This window comes from Pseudomonas sp. CFII64 (assembly GCF_000416235.1).
In the GTDB taxonomy this organism is placed as follows: domain Bacteria; phylum Pseudomonadota; class Gammaproteobacteria; order Pseudomonadales; family Pseudomonadaceae; genus Aquipseudomonas.
Genome location: NZ_ATLO01000016.1, coordinates 48,671 through 64,877, shown reverse-complemented (window position 1 = coordinate 64,877; position 16,207 = coordinate 48,671). Strand labels below are relative to the sequence as shown.

At 57.0% G+C, this 16,207-nt stretch carries 13 protein-coding genes and 1 tRNA gene; 5 read left to right on the top strand and 9 right to left on the bottom strand.

From position 1 onward, the window contains the following. Window positions 1–117: 117 nt before the first annotated feature. The 3 genes from CFII64_RS09175 to CFII64_RS09165 form a co-directional block, all read right to left on the bottom strand. Window positions 118–777 (bottom strand): HD domain-containing protein, encoded by a 660-nt coding sequence (locus CFII64_RS09175; protein ID WP_020290507.1) that lies wholly within the window; start codon window positions 775–777, stop codon window positions 118–120. 92 nt (window positions 778–869) lie between these two features. Then, a complete protein-coding gene (locus tag CFII64_RS09170) occupies window positions 870–1,655 on the bottom strand; it encodes a sulfite exporter TauE/SafE family protein (protein ID WP_020290506.1) in 786 nt (261 codons plus the stop codon). Between the two features lie 247 nt (window positions 1,656–1,902). Next, complete coding sequence (locus CFII64_RS09165; protein ID WP_020290505.1) at window positions 1,903–2,307, bottom strand: helix-turn-helix domain-containing protein; 405 nt, start codon at window positions 2,305–2,307, stop codon at window positions 1,903–1,905. Between the two features lie 254 nt (window positions 2,308–2,561). On the opposite strand from CFII64_RS09165, the gene CFII64_RS09160 reads away from it, so the two are divergent. From CFII64_RS09160 to CFII64_RS09150, 3 genes are all read left to right on the top strand, one after another. Then, on the top strand, window positions 2,562–3,302 hold the full coding sequence (locus CFII64_RS09160; RefSeq protein ID WP_020290504.1) for an SDR family NAD(P)-dependent oxidoreductase: 741 nt from the start codon (window positions 2,562–2,564) through the stop codon (window positions 3,300–3,302). 67 nt (window positions 3,303–3,369) lie between these two features. After that, a complete protein-coding gene (locus tag CFII64_RS09155; RefSeq protein ID WP_020290503.1) occupies window positions 3,370–4,785 on the top strand; it encodes an MFS transporter in 1,416 nt (471 codons plus the stop codon). A 532-nt stretch (window positions 4,786–5,317) separates the two neighbouring features. Then, window positions 5,318–5,533 (top strand): DUF6124 family protein, encoded by a 216-nt coding sequence (locus tag CFII64_RS09150; protein ID WP_020290502.1) that lies wholly within the window; start codon window positions 5,318–5,320, stop codon window positions 5,531–5,533. Between the two features lie 217 nt (window positions 5,534–5,750). Here the strand turns inward: CFII64_RS09150 and CFII64_RS09145 are convergent, their stop codons facing one another. Then, window positions 5,751–7,025, bottom strand: coding sequence for a glucarate dehydratase family protein (locus CFII64_RS09145; protein ID WP_020290501.1), 1,275 nt, complete (start codon window positions 7,023–7,025; stop codon window positions 5,751–5,753). Beyond that, window positions 7,022–8,419: an MFS transporter gene (locus tag CFII64_RS09140; protein WP_020290500.1), complete on the bottom strand. Its 1,398-nt coding sequence runs from the start codon at window positions 8,417–8,419 to the stop codon at window positions 7,022–7,024. The genes CFII64_RS09145 and CFII64_RS09140 overlap by 4 nt, the downstream gene beginning before the upstream one ends. Before the next feature lie 106 nt (window positions 8,420–8,525). Here CFII64_RS09140 and CFII64_RS09135 point away from each other — a divergent pair, with 106 nt between their 5' ends. After that, the gene (locus CFII64_RS09135; protein WP_020290499.1) at window positions 8,526–9,428 is read left to right on the top strand and encodes a LysR substrate-binding domain-containing protein; all 903 of its coding nucleotides are present in this window, start codon (window positions 8,526–8,528) and stop codon (window positions 9,426–9,428) included. Here CFII64_RS09135 and CFII64_RS09130 read toward each other — a convergent pair. The 3 genes from CFII64_RS09130 to CFII64_RS09120 all read right to left on the bottom strand — a co-directional run bounded on the left by CFII64_RS09130 (window position 9,425) and on the right by CFII64_RS09120 (window position 15,044). Then, complete coding sequence (locus CFII64_RS09130; protein WP_020290498.1) at window positions 9,425–9,640, bottom strand: DUF6434 domain-containing protein; 216 nt, start codon at window positions 9,638–9,640, stop codon at window positions 9,425–9,427. The two genes, CFII64_RS09135 and CFII64_RS09130, sit on opposite strands and share 4 nt — an antisense overlap. A 150-nt stretch (window positions 9,641–9,790) precedes the next feature. After that, the gene (locus tag CFII64_RS09125; protein WP_256208050.1) at window positions 9,791–12,088 is read right to left on the bottom strand and encodes a PAS domain-containing sensor histidine kinase; all 2,298 of its coding nucleotides are present in this window, start codon (window positions 12,086–12,088) and stop codon (window positions 9,791–9,793) included. A 574-nt stretch (window positions 12,089–12,662) separates the two neighbouring features. Beyond that, window positions 12,663–15,044, bottom strand: a complete 2,382-nt coding sequence (locus CFII64_RS09120) for a TonB-dependent siderophore receptor (RefSeq protein ID WP_020290496.1) — start codon at window positions 15,042–15,044, stop codon at window positions 12,663–12,665. A 350-nt stretch (window positions 15,045–15,394) separates the two neighbouring features. Between CFII64_RS09120 and CFII64_RS09115 the strand changes: the two genes are divergently transcribed. Further along, complete coding sequence (locus CFII64_RS09115; RefSeq protein WP_020290495.1) at window positions 15,395–15,916, top strand: transporter suffix domain-containing protein; 522 nt, start codon at window positions 15,395–15,397, stop codon at window positions 15,914–15,916. Between the two features lie 131 nt (window positions 15,917–16,047). Here CFII64_RS09115 and CFII64_RS09110 read toward each other — a convergent pair. After that, window positions 16,048–16,124 (bottom strand) — tRNA-Met (locus CFII64_RS09110). Between the last annotated feature and the right edge of the window lie 83 nt (window positions 16,125–16,207).

Sequence of the window (16,207 nt, the reverse complement as noted above, 5' to 3'; positions counted from 1 at the left end):
GGATCAAGCCCAATTCAACGGAAATACCGGAGAGTTGGTTATAGGTCAGTTGTGTGATGTCTTTATGACATCGCTGAAATTGACGTCAAATTATAGTCCGGTGTTTTTGATACCGAATCAAATTGGCAGCGGCGCGCCCACTTCCTGCATCAGCTCCCGCAGAAACCGTTGCATGCGTTCATGACGGACCTTCGCCAGACGCGCGCCCGCCTGAGTCTGGAAGCCGTCGGCCAGATGAAAAAGCTTGGTGTTGAAGTGATCCACGGCAAAGCGTTTGTCGTCGTAATCCCGCTGGGTCGCATGAGGATCCGCCGGGTCGTACAAACCGCCGCCCATTCGGCCCGACACATAGAACATGCGTGCGACACCGATCATACCCATGGCGTCGAGGCGGTCTGCATCCTGGAGGATTTTCGCTTCAAGGGTCGTGGGCGTAATCGCCGCTGAAAAGCTGTGCGCCTCGACGGCGTGGGCAACCGCTTCGATGCGTGCTTCGCCCCAACCCATCTCGGTCAGCAACTCGGTCGCTTTGGCTGCCGCCAGACGCGACGCGCTGGAGCGGAACGGCGAATTCTTTTCCACTGCCACGCAGTCATGCAGCAGCGTCGCGGCAAGCAGGATCTCCTGATCGCCGCCTTCATCATTGCGGATCAGGCAAACGTTGTTCCAGACCCGCTGCAGATGCGACACATCGTGGGAGCCATCGATTTTCTCGGCTACGGTGTGGGGGATCAGCAGAGAGGCGAGATCCTGAAACGGGGCGAAAGCTGCGGTCATCGGCGTATCCGGCGGTCGTCGTTGGGCTCAAGCAAGCCTTGTAGAGGATAGCGCGATTGACGCAGGCTGGTTTCCTGCACAGCGTCAGTCAGTTAAAACGCCAGCTTGAAGCCGATAAACGCCAGCATCGCTGCCAGACAAGGACGCAGGACATCGTCAGAAACCTTGCCGGACAGGTGACTGCCGATGTAAATCCCCGGCAGCGATCCCATCAACAGGTAACCGAGGATGCCCCAATCCATGTTGCCCATGCTGGCGTGCCCCATGCCCGCGACCAGCGTCAGCGGCACCGCGTGAGCGATTTCGGTACCGACCAGGCGGCGGGTGGGCAGGAACGGGTAGAGGATAAACAACGCCACGGTGCCCAAGGCGCCAGCACCGATGGAGGTCAGGGCGACCATGGTGCCGAGGACCAATCCAGTCACGACCGTCAACGCATTGAGGCTGGGACCGCTTGGGTTGTAGTGACCGCCGGCGCGATTGTGCGCAAAAGCCAACAGCCGTTTCTTGAAGAATACAGCCAGCGCGGTGAGCAGTAGAACGACCCCCAACGCCTGCTTGATCACGGCATTCATGGCGTCTGGGGACGTATGCAACGTGCTCAGGAACCACAACGTCAGCAACACCGCCGGAACGCTGCCCAGCGTCAGCCAGCCGGTGATCGACCAGTCGATGTTCTGGTGCCTGCGATGAACCCACACGCCGCCGGATTTGGTAATCGCCGCATACAGCAGATCGGTGCCAACGGCCGTGGCGGGGTTGATGCCGAACCACAGCAGGATCGGCGTCATCAAGGAACCGCCACCCACGCCCGTCATACCGACGATGAACCCGACCACCAAGCCTGCGACCACTAACCCCAAACCACCAAAATCCATTGCTGCTTCCTACGACTTGACGCGCGACTACGGGAAAAAACAGGCGGCAGCATAGCGATCTTTCATATAACCGCTTATATCAATACGATCTATCTTTATTCCTTCTGGCGTTATCAGTCGAGCGAGTGTGTTGAAGATTCTTTGGTGTATACACGGCCTTTAGCAGCTTTTGATTGATATTCGCTCTGTTGTTTGTACGACGTAAATTACCCGGACCCGTTTTCGATCCAGCATGACCAGGGTCTGACTACAAACCTTCCACATCTCGTCCGTCAAATGCTTCACGAGCATCGGTAACTGCGGCTGAATTATGAATCGTCCAGAAAAATAAAGCCTTGAATGGCTCTTCAAGCGTAAAGCCCAGCGGCGTGACGCTGTACTCCACCGCCACCTGAGACGACGGAATAACTCGACGGGCGAGAATCCCGTTTCGCTCAAGCCGTCGAAGGGCCTGCGTGAGCGCCTTTTGAGTTATCCCGTCCAGGCAGCGCTTAAGTTCATTGAAACGCAATGGTTTTTTACAGAGTGCGGCGAGAATCAATATCGACCACTTATCCGCGATTTGATCCAGCATCAACCGGCTTGAAGGATCAGCCATGTAAGCCCCCAGATCCAGCTCATCTCTGAGGATCTGATCATCCGTCGTTAGCATGTGGTTTCCTCATATATACCTGATGGCATTTAAGTGCCGTATTGATATTAGGTATACATCTTATACCATGCGAACTCATTCACACGGATTCTCATTCGATGAGGTCTAGGTATTTCGAGCCTTTATTCCATCCGTTCTCGCTTGAAACGCTGGCTTTGAACAATCGCATGGTAATGGCGCCGATGCCGCGTTCATTGGCTCATCAGCGTGCTCGCTAATACACCCTCTAACTCTTTGCACTCAGGTACGTATTTATGGAATTCAAAAACAAAGTTGTTTTGGTCTCCGGCGGGTCATCAGGTTTGGGGTTTGCGATCGCAAAGGAATTCGCCACGCAGGGTGCATGTGTAGTCATCACGGGACGTCGGCAGGAGCGGTTGGATCAGGCTTTGACTATCTTGGGGAATAACGTAGAGGCATTTGCTGCTGATGTTTCACGTCCAACTGATCTGGCCAGCCTTTTCAGTCATATGAAGGCAACTCATGGCCATATCGATGTCTTGGTCGCGAATGCCGGAATGGGCGAGATCGCCCCGTTAGGAACGATAACTGAAGCAGGGTTTGACCGAGTATTTGAAACGAATGTCAAAGGCGTCACTTTCACTGTCCAGGGCGCGCTGCCTCTTATGAACAAAGGCGCCAGCATTGTCATCATCGGCTCTACCGCTTCGATTAGTCCTGGGCCGGGGCTGGGCCTTTATGGCGCCACCAAGGCTGCACTCCGGGCATTGGTCAGAAGTTGGATTTTGGACATCAAGGGTTCTGGCGTTCGTATCAACATGCTCAGTCCCGGGCCGGTGGATACCCAATCCTTGCGGAACATGGCAGGAGACCATGCGGAGCAGCTAATCCAGTCTCTGAGTGAAAAAAGCACTATTGGACGCGTAGGCGAAGCGCGGGAAATAGGTAAGGCGGTTGCTTTCCTGGCCAGCGATGCATCGAGCTATATCAACGGTATTGAGCTGTTTGCCGATGGTGGAGCTTCACAGGTCTAAAACGCGCTTGCTAATCCAAACGGCCAGAACTCGTTCAGGCCGTTCTTTGCTACCTCTGGGGACGTCTATGTCTAATTCACCGTCGGCGCAAGCGTCATCTATATCGAGGCAGGACACGAATCGTATTCTTGCGTTAACCGTCATTCTCAGCGCCCAACTCATGTTGCAGATGGACTTTTTAATCGTAATGGTGGCTTTGCCTCAAATACAGGCTGATCTGGGATTTTCCCCCGCAGCCTTGTCTTGGGTACCGAATGCATTTGCTTTGGCACTTGGCGGGTTGCTGTTATTGGGAGGCCGAATAGGGGATGTCTACGGGCGGGTCAGGGCATTTAAATTTGGCGTCGCCATTTTTGTACTGGCTTCGCTACTGGGGGGGCTGGCGAATAGTCCGTTGGTATTGGTTGCTGCAAGAGTTCTCCAAGGTATTGGCGCCGCTATAGCGGCACCCAGTGTATTGGCATTAGTGATGAACATTGCGCGCAGCGAGGCGGAGCGTAATCGAGGACTTGCGCTGTTCATTACTGTTTCTTCAGTAGGTGCTTCAGCCGGACTCATTCTAGGAGGCGCACTTACAGAATATTTCTCTTGGCGCTGGTCGCTGCTTATCAATGTGCCCGTCGGGATTTTGATCCTTCTTATGATTGGCAAAGTTGTCAAAGAAACAGCGAGTCAGCGTGCTCAATTCGACATGGGTGGAGCACTGACCGCTACCGCCGGTTCGATTGCGCTGGTATTCGGTTTTATTAATGCCGCAGAGCACGGTTGGGCACACTTCGCAACCCTGCCTTCTTTTGTGGTTGCCGTTGCGCTCTTGACAGCATTCTGGATGATAGAAGGCCGGGTGCAGCAGCCCCTCCTGAATTTGAATCTACTACGGAACCGAACCCGCATCGTCGCTTTGGCCGTAATGGCGATCATCGTCGGCATGCATTTTTCGATGCTGTTTCTGGTGGTTCAATATTTTCAGAAAGTGCTAGGGTTTGGGCCTCTGGCAGCGGGTCTTGCCTATTTACCAGTCACTTGCACCGTTTTTGCTGTAACCCATTTCATGCCAGGTCTGATCGAGCGCTTCGGTGCCAGCAGACTTCAATTGAGCGGATGCTTGCTCGTGGCATGCAGTTTTATAGGGTTCGCCATAATCGACATTGGCGGCAGTTACGCGGGTTCGGTGCTAGGCCCAATGTTGGTGCACAGTTTGGGTATTGCGTTGGTATTTACACCAGGCACGGTGCTGACGATGGACGGCGTGGCTGCCGAGCAATCGGGCACGGCGTCGGGCCTGTTACAGATGGATCAGCAGATTGGCGGTGCATTAGGAATCGCTGTTGTAACCTCAGTTTTCGCCATTTCTTCACTACCCGGTGACTTCGTATCTGGATTACCAGTGGCATTCGGTGCCGCCGCGCTGTTATCGGTTATGGCCGCTGTCTTGACGTGCGTCATTACGTTTAGATCCACCGCCTTGACTAGGCCGACTTAGCGGCAACCAGGGTCGGTATCGGCTAGCAGCTTGGGAAATGAATGGTATGTGCACTGAGCACCAGGACATGGTGCTCACGCAGCGTTGAGCATGCTCGATGGTTTTGGAGTTAAGAGAGGGATGACTGGACGCATTCAAAAAATGACCAATCGATTCGCGGGCAAGCCTCGCTCCAACGGAATAACCAGAAACCTGCCAGAGCAGCGCATGTTTTGCGCGCCTTCACCTGACGGCTTGCCGGACATTTCTGTTTCTCTTGAGTGAAGTTTCCGAGATACTTCCGGCCGCTTGCGTCTGTGGATTTTGGCTACTAAGGTGCGCCGGTCGCTGAGAAATCAGTGATTGGGTTTAGTAGCCCGCAAACTTCAGTCGCACAGTGTTTCCTTGAAATGCCCATCTTTATGGTGGCTGTGCGTGGGGCATCTTCGGGTGCGCCGGTTCTGAAGTCCCGGTCTACTAACCTGCGCACAGCTGCCACCCTTCTTTTAGTAGCGATTGCTGACAGCGCAAACTGACTTCAGAGTTTTTAAATATGATCAATCTCACACCTATTCCCCCTTCAACCCTCGAAGACGCCCTGAACCACGCATCCGAGCTGCTGCAATGTGCAGCTGCAACGGCCTACGAAAGTGGCGACCGTTTGAGCGGAGCCGACCGGCATCTGGTGTTTTCAGTGATGCATCTGGTTGAGCTTGCCAGAACCGTTATCGATCAATCCGTGATCAAACTCGAGAAACAGCTCGCCTGAAGCGTTCTGCGCTGTTTTGATCGGTTCCTGGGATCGTGCGGTTTGGTACCAGCCCGTGGGAGCGAGCCTTGCCCGCGAAGACGTGAGTTCAGGCGATAAAGATGTTGAGCGAAAAGACCGATTCCCGGGCAAGCCTCGCTCCCACGCCCGCAACGATTTGCCAAACAAAAAAAAAGCCCGACACAGGGGATGTGCCGGGCCCAACAAAAAGGGTGTGTCAGAAGCGGGGTTTGACGGCTTTCCAGTCCGGCTTGTAACGCTGCATCTGCTTCACGTCATCGCGCTGGCGGATGCCGCAGGTGAGGAATTGATCGTGCAGCTTGCCGAGCTGATCGCGATCCAGCTCCAGGCCCAGCCCCGGCGCGCGGGTGATTTTCACGCAGCCGTCGACAATCGGCAGCTTGCCGCCCTTGATCACTTCTTCGTCGGGTTCCTGCCACGGGTAGTGCGTGTCGCACGCGTAATCGAGGTTTGGCACCGACGCCGCGACGTGGGCCATTGCCATCAGGCTGATGCCCAGGTGCGAGTTGGAGTGCATGGACACGCCAAGGCCGAAGGTGTCGCACATTTTCGCCAGTGCCTGAGTGTCGCGCAGACCGCCCCAATAATGGTGGTCAGCCAGCACGATCTGCACGCTGTTCAGCGCTACGCTGCGGCGGAATTCGTCGAAGTCGGTGACGACCATATTGGTTGCCAGCGGCAGGCCGGTGCGTTTGTGCAGTTCGGACATGCCTTCCAGGCCCGGCGTCGGGTCTTCGTAATACTGCAGGTCATCGCCCAGCAGTTCGGCCATGCGAATCGAGGTTTCCAGCGACCAGTTGCCGTTCGGGTCAATGCGTAGCGGGAAGCCGGGGAAGGCTTTTTTCAGCGCCTTGATGCACGACACTTCATGTTCCGGCGGCAACGTGCCCGCCTTGAGTTTGATGCTCTTGAAACCGTAAGCCTCGATCATGCGCCGCGCTTGGGCGACGATCTGTTCTTCGTTCAGTGCCTCGCCCCAGCTGTCGGGTTTGTAGGGCGAATCAACGTGTTCGGCGTACTTGAAAAACAGGTAGGCACTGAACGGGATTTCATCGCGGATCGCACCGCCCAGCAGGTCAACCAATGGCACGTTCAGGTAATGCGCCTGCAAGTCGAGGAACGCCACTTCGAATGCTGAATACGCATTGCTGACCGCTTTGCTGGCGTGGGAGCCGGGTGCCAGTTCGGCACCCGCGATGCTCGCCGGTTTGTTGGCAGCGACAGTTGCCTGGACGATGGTGCGCAGCTGGTTGAGATTGAACGGGTCGAGGCCGATCAACTGGTTTTGCAATTGCTGCTGGATCAACAGCGCTGGAGCATCGCCATAGCTTTCGCCCAAGCCGATATAGCCGTTGTCGCTTTCGATCTCGATGATCGAGCGCAGGGCAAAGGGTTCGTGGATGCCGCTGGCGTTGAGCAACGGTGGATCACGAAAGGCAATTGGCGTGACGGTGACTCGTTTGATTTTCAAGAGGCTGCTCCCGATGGGCCAGATTTCAAGGCTTGGCGATTTACGGAGTTTTTCGAAACGGGGACTTCAACCGGCTTGCCGGTCAAAATGCTGGGTGCGTCGCCACGGGGCGAGGTGCGGGCAAAGAAGATCACCACGGCGGCGACCAGCGAGGTAATTGCCAGGCCGTACAAGCCGCCTTCGATGGAGCCGGTGGTCTGTTCCAGGAAGCCGAACGCCGTTGGTGCCACAAAGCCACCGAGGTTGCCGATCGAGTTGATCAAGGCAATCACCGCCGCAGCAATCCGCGCATCCAGATAACCCTGCGGGATCGGCCAGAACAGTGCCGATGCCGCTTTGAAGCCGATGGCGGCGAAACAGATTGCCACGAAGGCGAAGATCGGCCCGCCGGTGGTGGACATGAACATGCCGAACGAGGCGATGACCAGCGTTACCGCGACCCAGGCTTGCTGATACTTCCATTTGCCCGCCATGGCGGCAAAGCCGTACATCGCGATGATCGAGATGATCCATGGGATCGAGTTGAACAGGCCCACCTGGAAGTCGCCCATATTGCCCATTTTCTTGATCATGCTCGGCAGCCAGAATGTGGCGCCATAGATGGTCAGGGCGATGGAGAAATAGATGAAGCAGAACAACGCGATCTGTTTGTCGGCCAGCAACTTGAACATCGATGGCTTGACGGTTTGCGTAGCCTCCCGTGCCCGCTGTTCTTCAGCGATGGCGCCAATCAGCGCGTCTTTCTCTTCGTTGCTCAGCCATTTCGCTTCGCTGGGATGTGACTGCAGCCAGAACCAGACAAAGCCGCAGAGCACGACCGAGGCAAAGCCTTCGATGAGGAACATCCACTGCCAGCCATGCATGCCCATCCCGCTGATATGCAGCAGAGCACCCGACACCGGGCCGGAAATCACCGACGCGATGGCTGAACCGCTGAGGAATATCGCCATCGCTTTGCCGCGATCAGCGCCTGGCAGCCACTGGGTGAAGTAATAAATGATGCCAGGGAAGAAGCCCGCTTCCGCTGCGCCGAGGATGAAACGCAGCACGTAGAAGCTGGTTTCGCCCTGCACGAAGGCCATGGCCATTGCCGCCAGGCCCCAGGTGAACATGATGCGCGTCAGCCAGGCGCGGGCACCGTAGCGTTGCAACAACATATTGGAAGGCACTTCGAAAATCGCGTAGCCAACGAAGAACAGTCCGGCGCCCAGTCCATAGGCGGCAGCGCCAATGCCCAGGTCGGTTTCCAGATGGCTGCGCACGAAGCCGATGTTCACCCGGTCAATGTAATTGACGATGAACATGATGACGAACAGCGGCAATACGTGACGCTTGACCTTGGCAACTGCCCGGGCAAGCGGTGTGGCGTCCGTCGGTGTATGGACTGTGTTCACTGGGCGACTCCCGATCATTATTTTTTTGGGGACGGGTCGATGATGGACGCAGTCTTTGTTCCGGTCTAATCTAGATTGGCACTTGATTGATACCTGGAATGAATCAATGTTTGAGCTAGCCCAGTTGCGCTGTTTCACCACCGTGGCCACGGAACTCAACTTTCGCCGCGCCGCTGAACGCTTGAACATGACTCAGCCGCCGCTGAGTCGGCAAATTCAGTTGCTGGAACATCACCTGGGCGTTGCGCTGTTTACCCGCAGTACTCGCAGCGTGGCGCTGACCGCCGCCGGCCGGGCGTTTTTCATCGAGGCGCAGAATCTTCTGGAACGTGCGCAACAAGCGGCAGCATCGGCCAAGCGCTTTGCCAAAGGAGATATTGGTTCGGTGACCATCAGTTTCGTGGGCAGCGCCGTCTATGAATTCCTTCCCAAGGTAATCGCCGAGGCGCGACTCAAGCAGCCCCACGTGAAAATCTCCCTGGAGGAGATGAACACCTATCAACAGCACGAAGCCATGCGCGCGCGACGTATCGATCTGGGCATCGTTCGCTCGCCATTGCTGCAACCGGGGTTCGCCACCGAATGCCTGGTGCGCGAACCCTTCTTGCTCGCTGTGCCCAGCACCCATCGTCTGGCGACGTCCGCGACGGTTGCGGTGACTGATCTGGATGGCGAACCGTTTCTGATGTACTCCCACGCGGCGTATCCGCCGTTCAACGAGCTGCTGACCGGCATGTTCCGTTCGGCGCGCGTGGCGCCGCAGTACGTGCAATGGCTGGGTTCGTCATTGACGATTCTGGCGCTGGTCAACGCTGGCATGGGCTTGGCGCTGGTGCCGCGCTGCGCCGCCAGCGTGGTGTTCAAGGGCGTGACCTTCCGCGAGATCGATCTGGGGGAGGGCGTGCAAAGCGAACTGCATTTGATCTGGCGTTCGGACAACGACAACCCGGCGTTCGCCATGCTGCTGGATGCGATTCGCGGCGCAGTGAACGCAGGCGCAGCGGCCTAGGCGTTGCCTGACTGCCGACGCTGCCACTCATCCGCCACATCACCCATGTTCTTCGCCCGGCCATCGTTGATCCAGGCCATGAAAGGCCGGTCGAACTTGAAACCATCCCCACACTGCTCTGTCAGAAAACGCCGCACGTTCTGAGTGTTTTTGTAGTGCCTGTCGACTGCAGTGGTGCGGGTGATGGGGTCGCTGTGCCAGTTGAAGGTCATAACTGAATACCTCTTTGGATAGATATCGGGCGCCGAAGCTCCCGCGATTCGTTGGAGCGAGGCTTGCCCGCGAAGATCGATAACGCGGTGGGTCTGGCACCACCGATGCGCCTGATTCGTGGGCAAGCCTCGCTCCAACCGGTCATTAGATTACGTTTTTTCCCCCGTCCCCTTGCGACTTTCCAGCACTGCCTCACGCAGCACGTTGGACATCGCTTCGATGGAGTACGGTTTGGGCAGCAGTCTGAATTTCTCCACACCTTCCTGGACGAATACTTCGCTGTATCCGGTGGTCAGCACCACGGGCAAGGTCGGATACAGATGCTCGACTTCGCGGGCCAGTTCCAGGCCGGTGATGCCGGGCATCATCACGTCGGAAAAGATCACGTCGTAGGCTGCAGCGTTGCTGGACAGTTCGGCCAGTGCGTCGTGGCCATTGGCGGCACGCCAGGCGCGGAAGCCCAGTTCAATGAGGGTCTGGGTGGCAAAGTCGCCAACGTCGTCGTCGTTGTCTTCCACCACCAGAACGCTCAGGTCGGTGATGTCATCAAGCGATATCCGCAAGGCGTTCAGTTCATTTGCGCCCGGCTGCGTGGCGCAGCGGGGCAGAAACAGCGAAAAACGGGTGCCGCTGCCGACCTGGCTATGGACCAGAATGTCGCCCTCCGATTGCTTGGCAAACCCGAACACCTGAGACAGCCCGAGCCCTGTTCCGTGACCGACGCCTTTGGTGGTGAAGAACGGCTCAAAGATGTGCTCGATATCCTCCGCACTGATGCCCTTGCCAGTGTCGGTGAGGTCGATGCGAATGAAGTCTTCTTCGCGGCCTGGATGCGACCGCGCCGCAGGCAAATGGTCGACCGCACTGACCTGAATCGTCAGCGTGCCTTCGCCTTGCATGGCGTCCCGTGCGTTGACCGCCATGTTGACCAGCGCGTTATCGAACTGGCTGGTATCAGCCTTGATGAAGCAGGGGTAATCAGGTGTTTCGACGAGCACCTTGACCCGTGTGCCGGTGAACGAATCGAGCATGTCGCCGATGGAGTAGATGTTCTGACAGACGTCGAAAATTTCCGGTTTCAGCGCCTGTCGCCGGGCAAACGCCAGCAGCTGTCCAGTAAGTTTGGCGGCACGGTCCACGGTTGAAGAGATGGCTTCAACGTAGCGGATACGGCGTTCTTCCTTGACGTTGGGGCGCTTGAGCAGGTCGGTGGATGACTTGATAACCGTCAGCAGGTTATTGAAGTCGTGGGCGACACCGCCAGTGAGCAGGCCGACCGCTTCCAGTTTCTGTGATTGACGCAGCGCTTCCTCGGACAGCCGCAATGCTTCGGTGGCCTCCCGCTCAGCCTGGATGTCGCGACCGACAGCATGAATGCAGGATTGATCGGGCACTGCCGTCCAGGACAACCAGCGCCACGAACCGTCTTTATGTCGATAGCGATTGATAAAATTGGGAATGCTGATGCCATTGGCCAGTTCAGTGACAGCGGATTCGGTGCCGGCAATATCGTGGGGATGCACCCATTCCATGAATTCGCGGCCAAGCAGTTCTTCTTCGGTCCAGCCCAACAGCCTTGTCCAGGCCGGGTTCACTGCCAGGATCAAGCCATCGAGTCGTGCTACCAGCATGATGTCGGCCGACAGTCGCCAGAGCCGATCAAGGTCTTGGGTGCGGTCCTTGACCCGTTGCTCCAGGGTTTCATTCAACATACGCAGTTCGGCTTCAGCCTGTTTGGCGTCGGTGATGTCCCGCGATACGCAGAGCAGCTTCTCCGGCCGACCGTCGCTGCCGAGAATCGGGCTGACACGCACGTCCCACCATTTGAGGATGCCGGTCATCGTCGCGGCCTGGCCTTCAAAAAAACCTTCGCGACCTGATCTGGCCAGTTCGACGGCGTTAACCGCTTCGAGATTGCCCTGATCCTTCCAGAAGTCCGGCCACGGGCAACCACGAATGGCATTGAAGTCGCTGACTTCCATGACGCGCTGCCCGCCCTCACTCATCCAGGCCAGCCGACCGTCGAGGTCCAGCACCTTGATGCAGTCGGTGCTGCTGGCGAGCACTCGCCTGTTGAATTCCTCGCTTGAGCGTAACAAGGCAGCCGAGCGAACGGTCTCGGTGGTTTCGATAGGTTGGCATAGCACGCCATCCACAGCGCCCGCGTCGCCATGGATCGGCGAGAAGGAAAGGTTCCACCAGGTCTGCTGATCGACGCCCGAGCGCCGCATGACGACCGGATGATTGTCGATGCGGCAGGATATTCCGCTCAGGGCTTTTTCCACCAGTGGCCGGACTTGTTCCCAGACGTCGCCCCAGAGCGCAGCGACAGGTTGCCCCATGGCGTCGCGTTCGCGTCCACTCAGAACCGGACGATAGGCATCGTTATAGAAGAACCGCAGTTCCGGTCCCCAGATCAGATACATGCTGTCGGGTGAGTTGAGCATTAGCCCCAGCGCATGGCGCAAGGTCGCTGGCCAGGTCGGCAGCGCGCCGAAGCTGGTAGTCGACCAGTCATGGGCGCGAATCGCCTCACCGGCTTGGCCGCCGCCGGGCAACAGGGATAATAAAGTGTTCACGGTATAAAACTCATCGTTCGGCTCATCAGGCTGACCTTGCACTTCATGGTTCAGAATGCGCAGGGCATTCACAGTCAGGTGAAACCGCCTGAACGCTAGGTTTATTGAGGCTCGATCAAAAGCTTCAGTCATCCGATGTTCTGACACTGCCGGTCGCAATAAATTGGATATTTTATTGAGAAAGTTTGAAGCCTCGGCAGATGTACCGCGCTCAACAGAAAGCCCGGTTCAAGTTCGTATTTAACTGTTCGATTCGGTACAAGTTGGTCATTGGCAGGGGATGGCGTGCGGGTATTTATTCTGCGGGGTGCGAAACAGGTTTTATCAATAAAACCGGACGACAGGCAGTGAGCACTGCCGATGCCTGACGTGATCAACAACACCCCGTTTGTCGGTGCGGGGTGTTTTATCCAGACGGTCTGTCAGGTTTGGTTCTTAAGGGTCAGAGCGACCATTTCAACGAGAACATCAGGTTACGCGGATCGCCATATTGCCCGGTGCCGCTGGCATTCGGGATGCCCTGCCAGTAGCGAGTGTTGAGCACGTTGTTGAAGTTGACGCGACCGTCCCAATGCTCATCGAATTTGTAACCCGCCATCAGGCCAACAATGCCGTAAGCGTCCTGATCCGCAGTGCCATTACCCACGCGGTTGAAGGTTTCGCTCTGCGCGAACAGATCTGCACCCACACGCACCTTGCTCAACTCGCCTTGCAAGTTGTAATTGGTGGCTGCCTTGAACAGATGCTTGGGCTGGTTTGGCGCAAACAGTTTGCCTTCATTGCCTTCGGTCGCATCCTTGACGTATTGGCTGAGCACGTAGGTGTAAGACGCCGAGAACTGCCAGTTTGGCGTCAGGGCGCCGGTCAGCTCTGTGTCGATACCGCGGCTGCGCACTTTGCCGGCTGCGCCATAGCAACTGGTTGCCGGGAAGGACGGGCAGTTACTCTGGTTCTGATTGTCGAGCAGGTAAGCGCGGTTCTCCTGTTCCATTTCGAACAGGGCCACCGAGGCATTCAGCGCGCCATCGAAGTACTCGCCTTTCAGCCCGATTTCATAGTTCTTGCCGGTCATCGGGTCCAGCACAGTGCCACCGGAATCCTTCTCGGTCTGCGGTTTGAAGATTTCGGTGTAGCTGGCATACGCCGAGTAGGTGTCGTTCAGGTCATAAATGATGCCGGCGTACGGTGTGACTTCGCGGGTGACTTTATAGTCGCCATCACCAACCCGGTCGTTGTATTCATACCAGCTGACACGGCTGCCAATGATGACGTGCAGCGGGTCGATGGGGTTGAAACGCGCGACGGCATAGGCACCTTTTTCGGTGGCGGTATTACGGCTTTCGTACAGGGATTCATCAACCGTTGGTTTGGCGATCCGGCTGTGATCGAAGTTCCAGATATCCACCGGTGTGCCATCGGTCCAGCCGCCCCACTGATCGAATTTCTCCTGACGATGGCTGACGCCGACCGCCAGTTCGTGCTCACGACCAAACAGCTGGAACGGGCCGGACAGCGACGCGTCCAGGTTGGTCTGGTCATCGTCGTCGCGGTATTTGCCGGCGTACTGCTGGAAGCCAGCGCCGTCGTAGTTGCCCAGATACGTGGAGAATGTGTCGGCCTTGGCCCAGATCTTCGCGGCGGCGAGCTTGGCTGACCAGCCGTTGTCGAAGCGGTGGGTGATATCACTGAACAGGCTGTAGTTGTCTTTGTCCCAGTACGACCAGTTGTTGCTGAGGAAGGCTGAACGCGGCAAGTGCAGGTCTTCGCCGTTCGGGCCGCTCGGCAAGCCACCCCAATCCGAGGTGTTGTCGTCGCGCTGTTTGGAGGCGCCGATGGTCCAGGTGGTGGAATCGTTCAGGTCGGCTTCAAGAATTCCGTAGAACGTCTGGCGCTGGTTTTCGCGTACGTCGGTGAAGCTGTTGCCGTCCTGATACGCGGCGACGACGCGGCCACGCACGGTGCCGGAATCGTTGAGTTTGTTCGACGCGTCCACTTCGGTGCGATAGCGATCCCAGCTGCCCGCGCTGGTGGTGATGCTGACCTGCGGCGTGGCGGTCGGGCGTTTGCGCACCAGGTTGAGTGTGGCTGCGGGGCTGCCCGCGCCGGTCATCAGGCCAGTAGCCCCACGGACCACTTCGACGCGATCGTAGATGCTCAGGTCAGCACTGGAAATCACGTCTTGCGTGTAGGTGCTGATGCTCGACGGCAGGCCGTCGTACATGATGTTGTCGATCTTGAAACCGCGCGCCAGAAATTCCTGACGGTCGGAAGCGGTCTTGTGCAGCGTGATGCCCGGTGCATATTTGACCACGTCGTTCAGGTCGTTCATGCCCTGATCTTCGATGCGCTGGCGGGTGATCACGCTGACTGACTGCGGCGTCTCGCGGATCGACAATGGCAGCTTGGTCGCGGTGTTCATGGAGCCGGTGGTGTAGGACTTGCTGTCTTCAGTGGTCGCCTGCCCGGAAATGCCGTAATCGGCGTTGATGTTCACGCCGTCCAGCGCGATGGCGCCCTTGTTGGCCTGAACCGGCTGAATCACCCGTGCTGAATTGCCTTCGACGCTGGCCGTCAAACCGCTGCCTGCCAGCAAGCGCTGCAAGGCTTGCGCCGGTTCCAGATCGCCACGCAGCGTCGGCGCCTGTTTGCCGGAAACCTGCTTCGTGTCGAATATCACCCGCATACCGCTGGCCTGACCCAACTGGGTGAGAGACGTCGCCAACGGTTGGGCCGGCAGATCGAGATGGACCGGAGCAGCCAGTACGGAGGTGGACAAGCCGAGCGCGAGGGCAGTGGTCAAGGCGGGCAAAACGGGACGGAGCATTGTGTGATTCCTACGTTAAGCAAAAAGCACGTGTCGAACGCGCAAACACACGCAGCGCTCTATCTCGCGCATGTTTGGGAAATGGACTACGTGGTGGATGGGCGCAGACTACGAAATTTTCACATTTAAGTAAATGGTAATTAATCGCAGTTGAGAGGTTTTTTCAGGCGTGGGTGGTGAAGGGTTGTCGACTGGTCCGTTGAGCGCGCGCCTGCATCAGACGTAACCCGGCTATTTCTCAGCTTGGGATACGCGCTCCGGATTCGGCGAAGCCCCTCAAGCGTCCCCCCTGCTACGCTGTCTGGAGGGTCGTACGAGCCGCTGAAAATCAATAAAAAGGGACGATGACAATGAACACCCAAGACAGTGTCGCGCCTCACTCTGCCGGTTGGCGCTTCAAGGCAGGCATCGCAATTATCTGCGTGATGGCAGGCTCCTGGTTGACGGTGCCGGTCATGGCAGCGCTTGACGTCCCTGGTTCAAGGATTGCAGCGCTGACAGGGATCCTGTTCATCAGCAACAAAGTCCTGCTGATTCTGGTCATCGCAATCATGGGCAAGTCCGGATTCCAGCAGTTGAAACGCAGCGTATTCGGCTATGTTTCAAATCTGGCGCCTTCTGCGGACCTCGAAGTGGGTCCGACGCGTCACAAAATCGGGGTTGTCATGTTCTGCCTGCCGCTGATCGCCGCATTTCTCGAACCTTACATCGACACTATCTGGCCGGGACTGCGGCCCAACCTCTGGCAGGCCCAGGTATTGGGAGACGCCATGTTTGTTGGCAGTTTCTTCGTGCTGGGCGGGAATTTCTGGGACAAAGTGCGCGCGCTGTTCATCCGCACCGCACGTGTTGTGAATGAGGCGGCGGGTTGAATTGAGGCGAGCAGAAGGCGGAGAGGTAACCGGGCAGTGATAAAACCATACCGCCAGACACAAGAAAGCCCGCACGAGGCGGGCTTCTTGAGTGGTCTATAGACTTCCGAAGATGTCTGTAAACCGGTACTTGGTGGCTACACAGGGACTTGAACCCCGGACCCCAGCATTATGAATGCTATGCTCTAACCAACTGAGCTATGTAGCCAAGTGGCGCGCATTATTCGTGGATAACGGATATGTGTCAAGCGTTGTTCTGAAAAATTTATGCGTGTGATCAAGCGGTTAGGG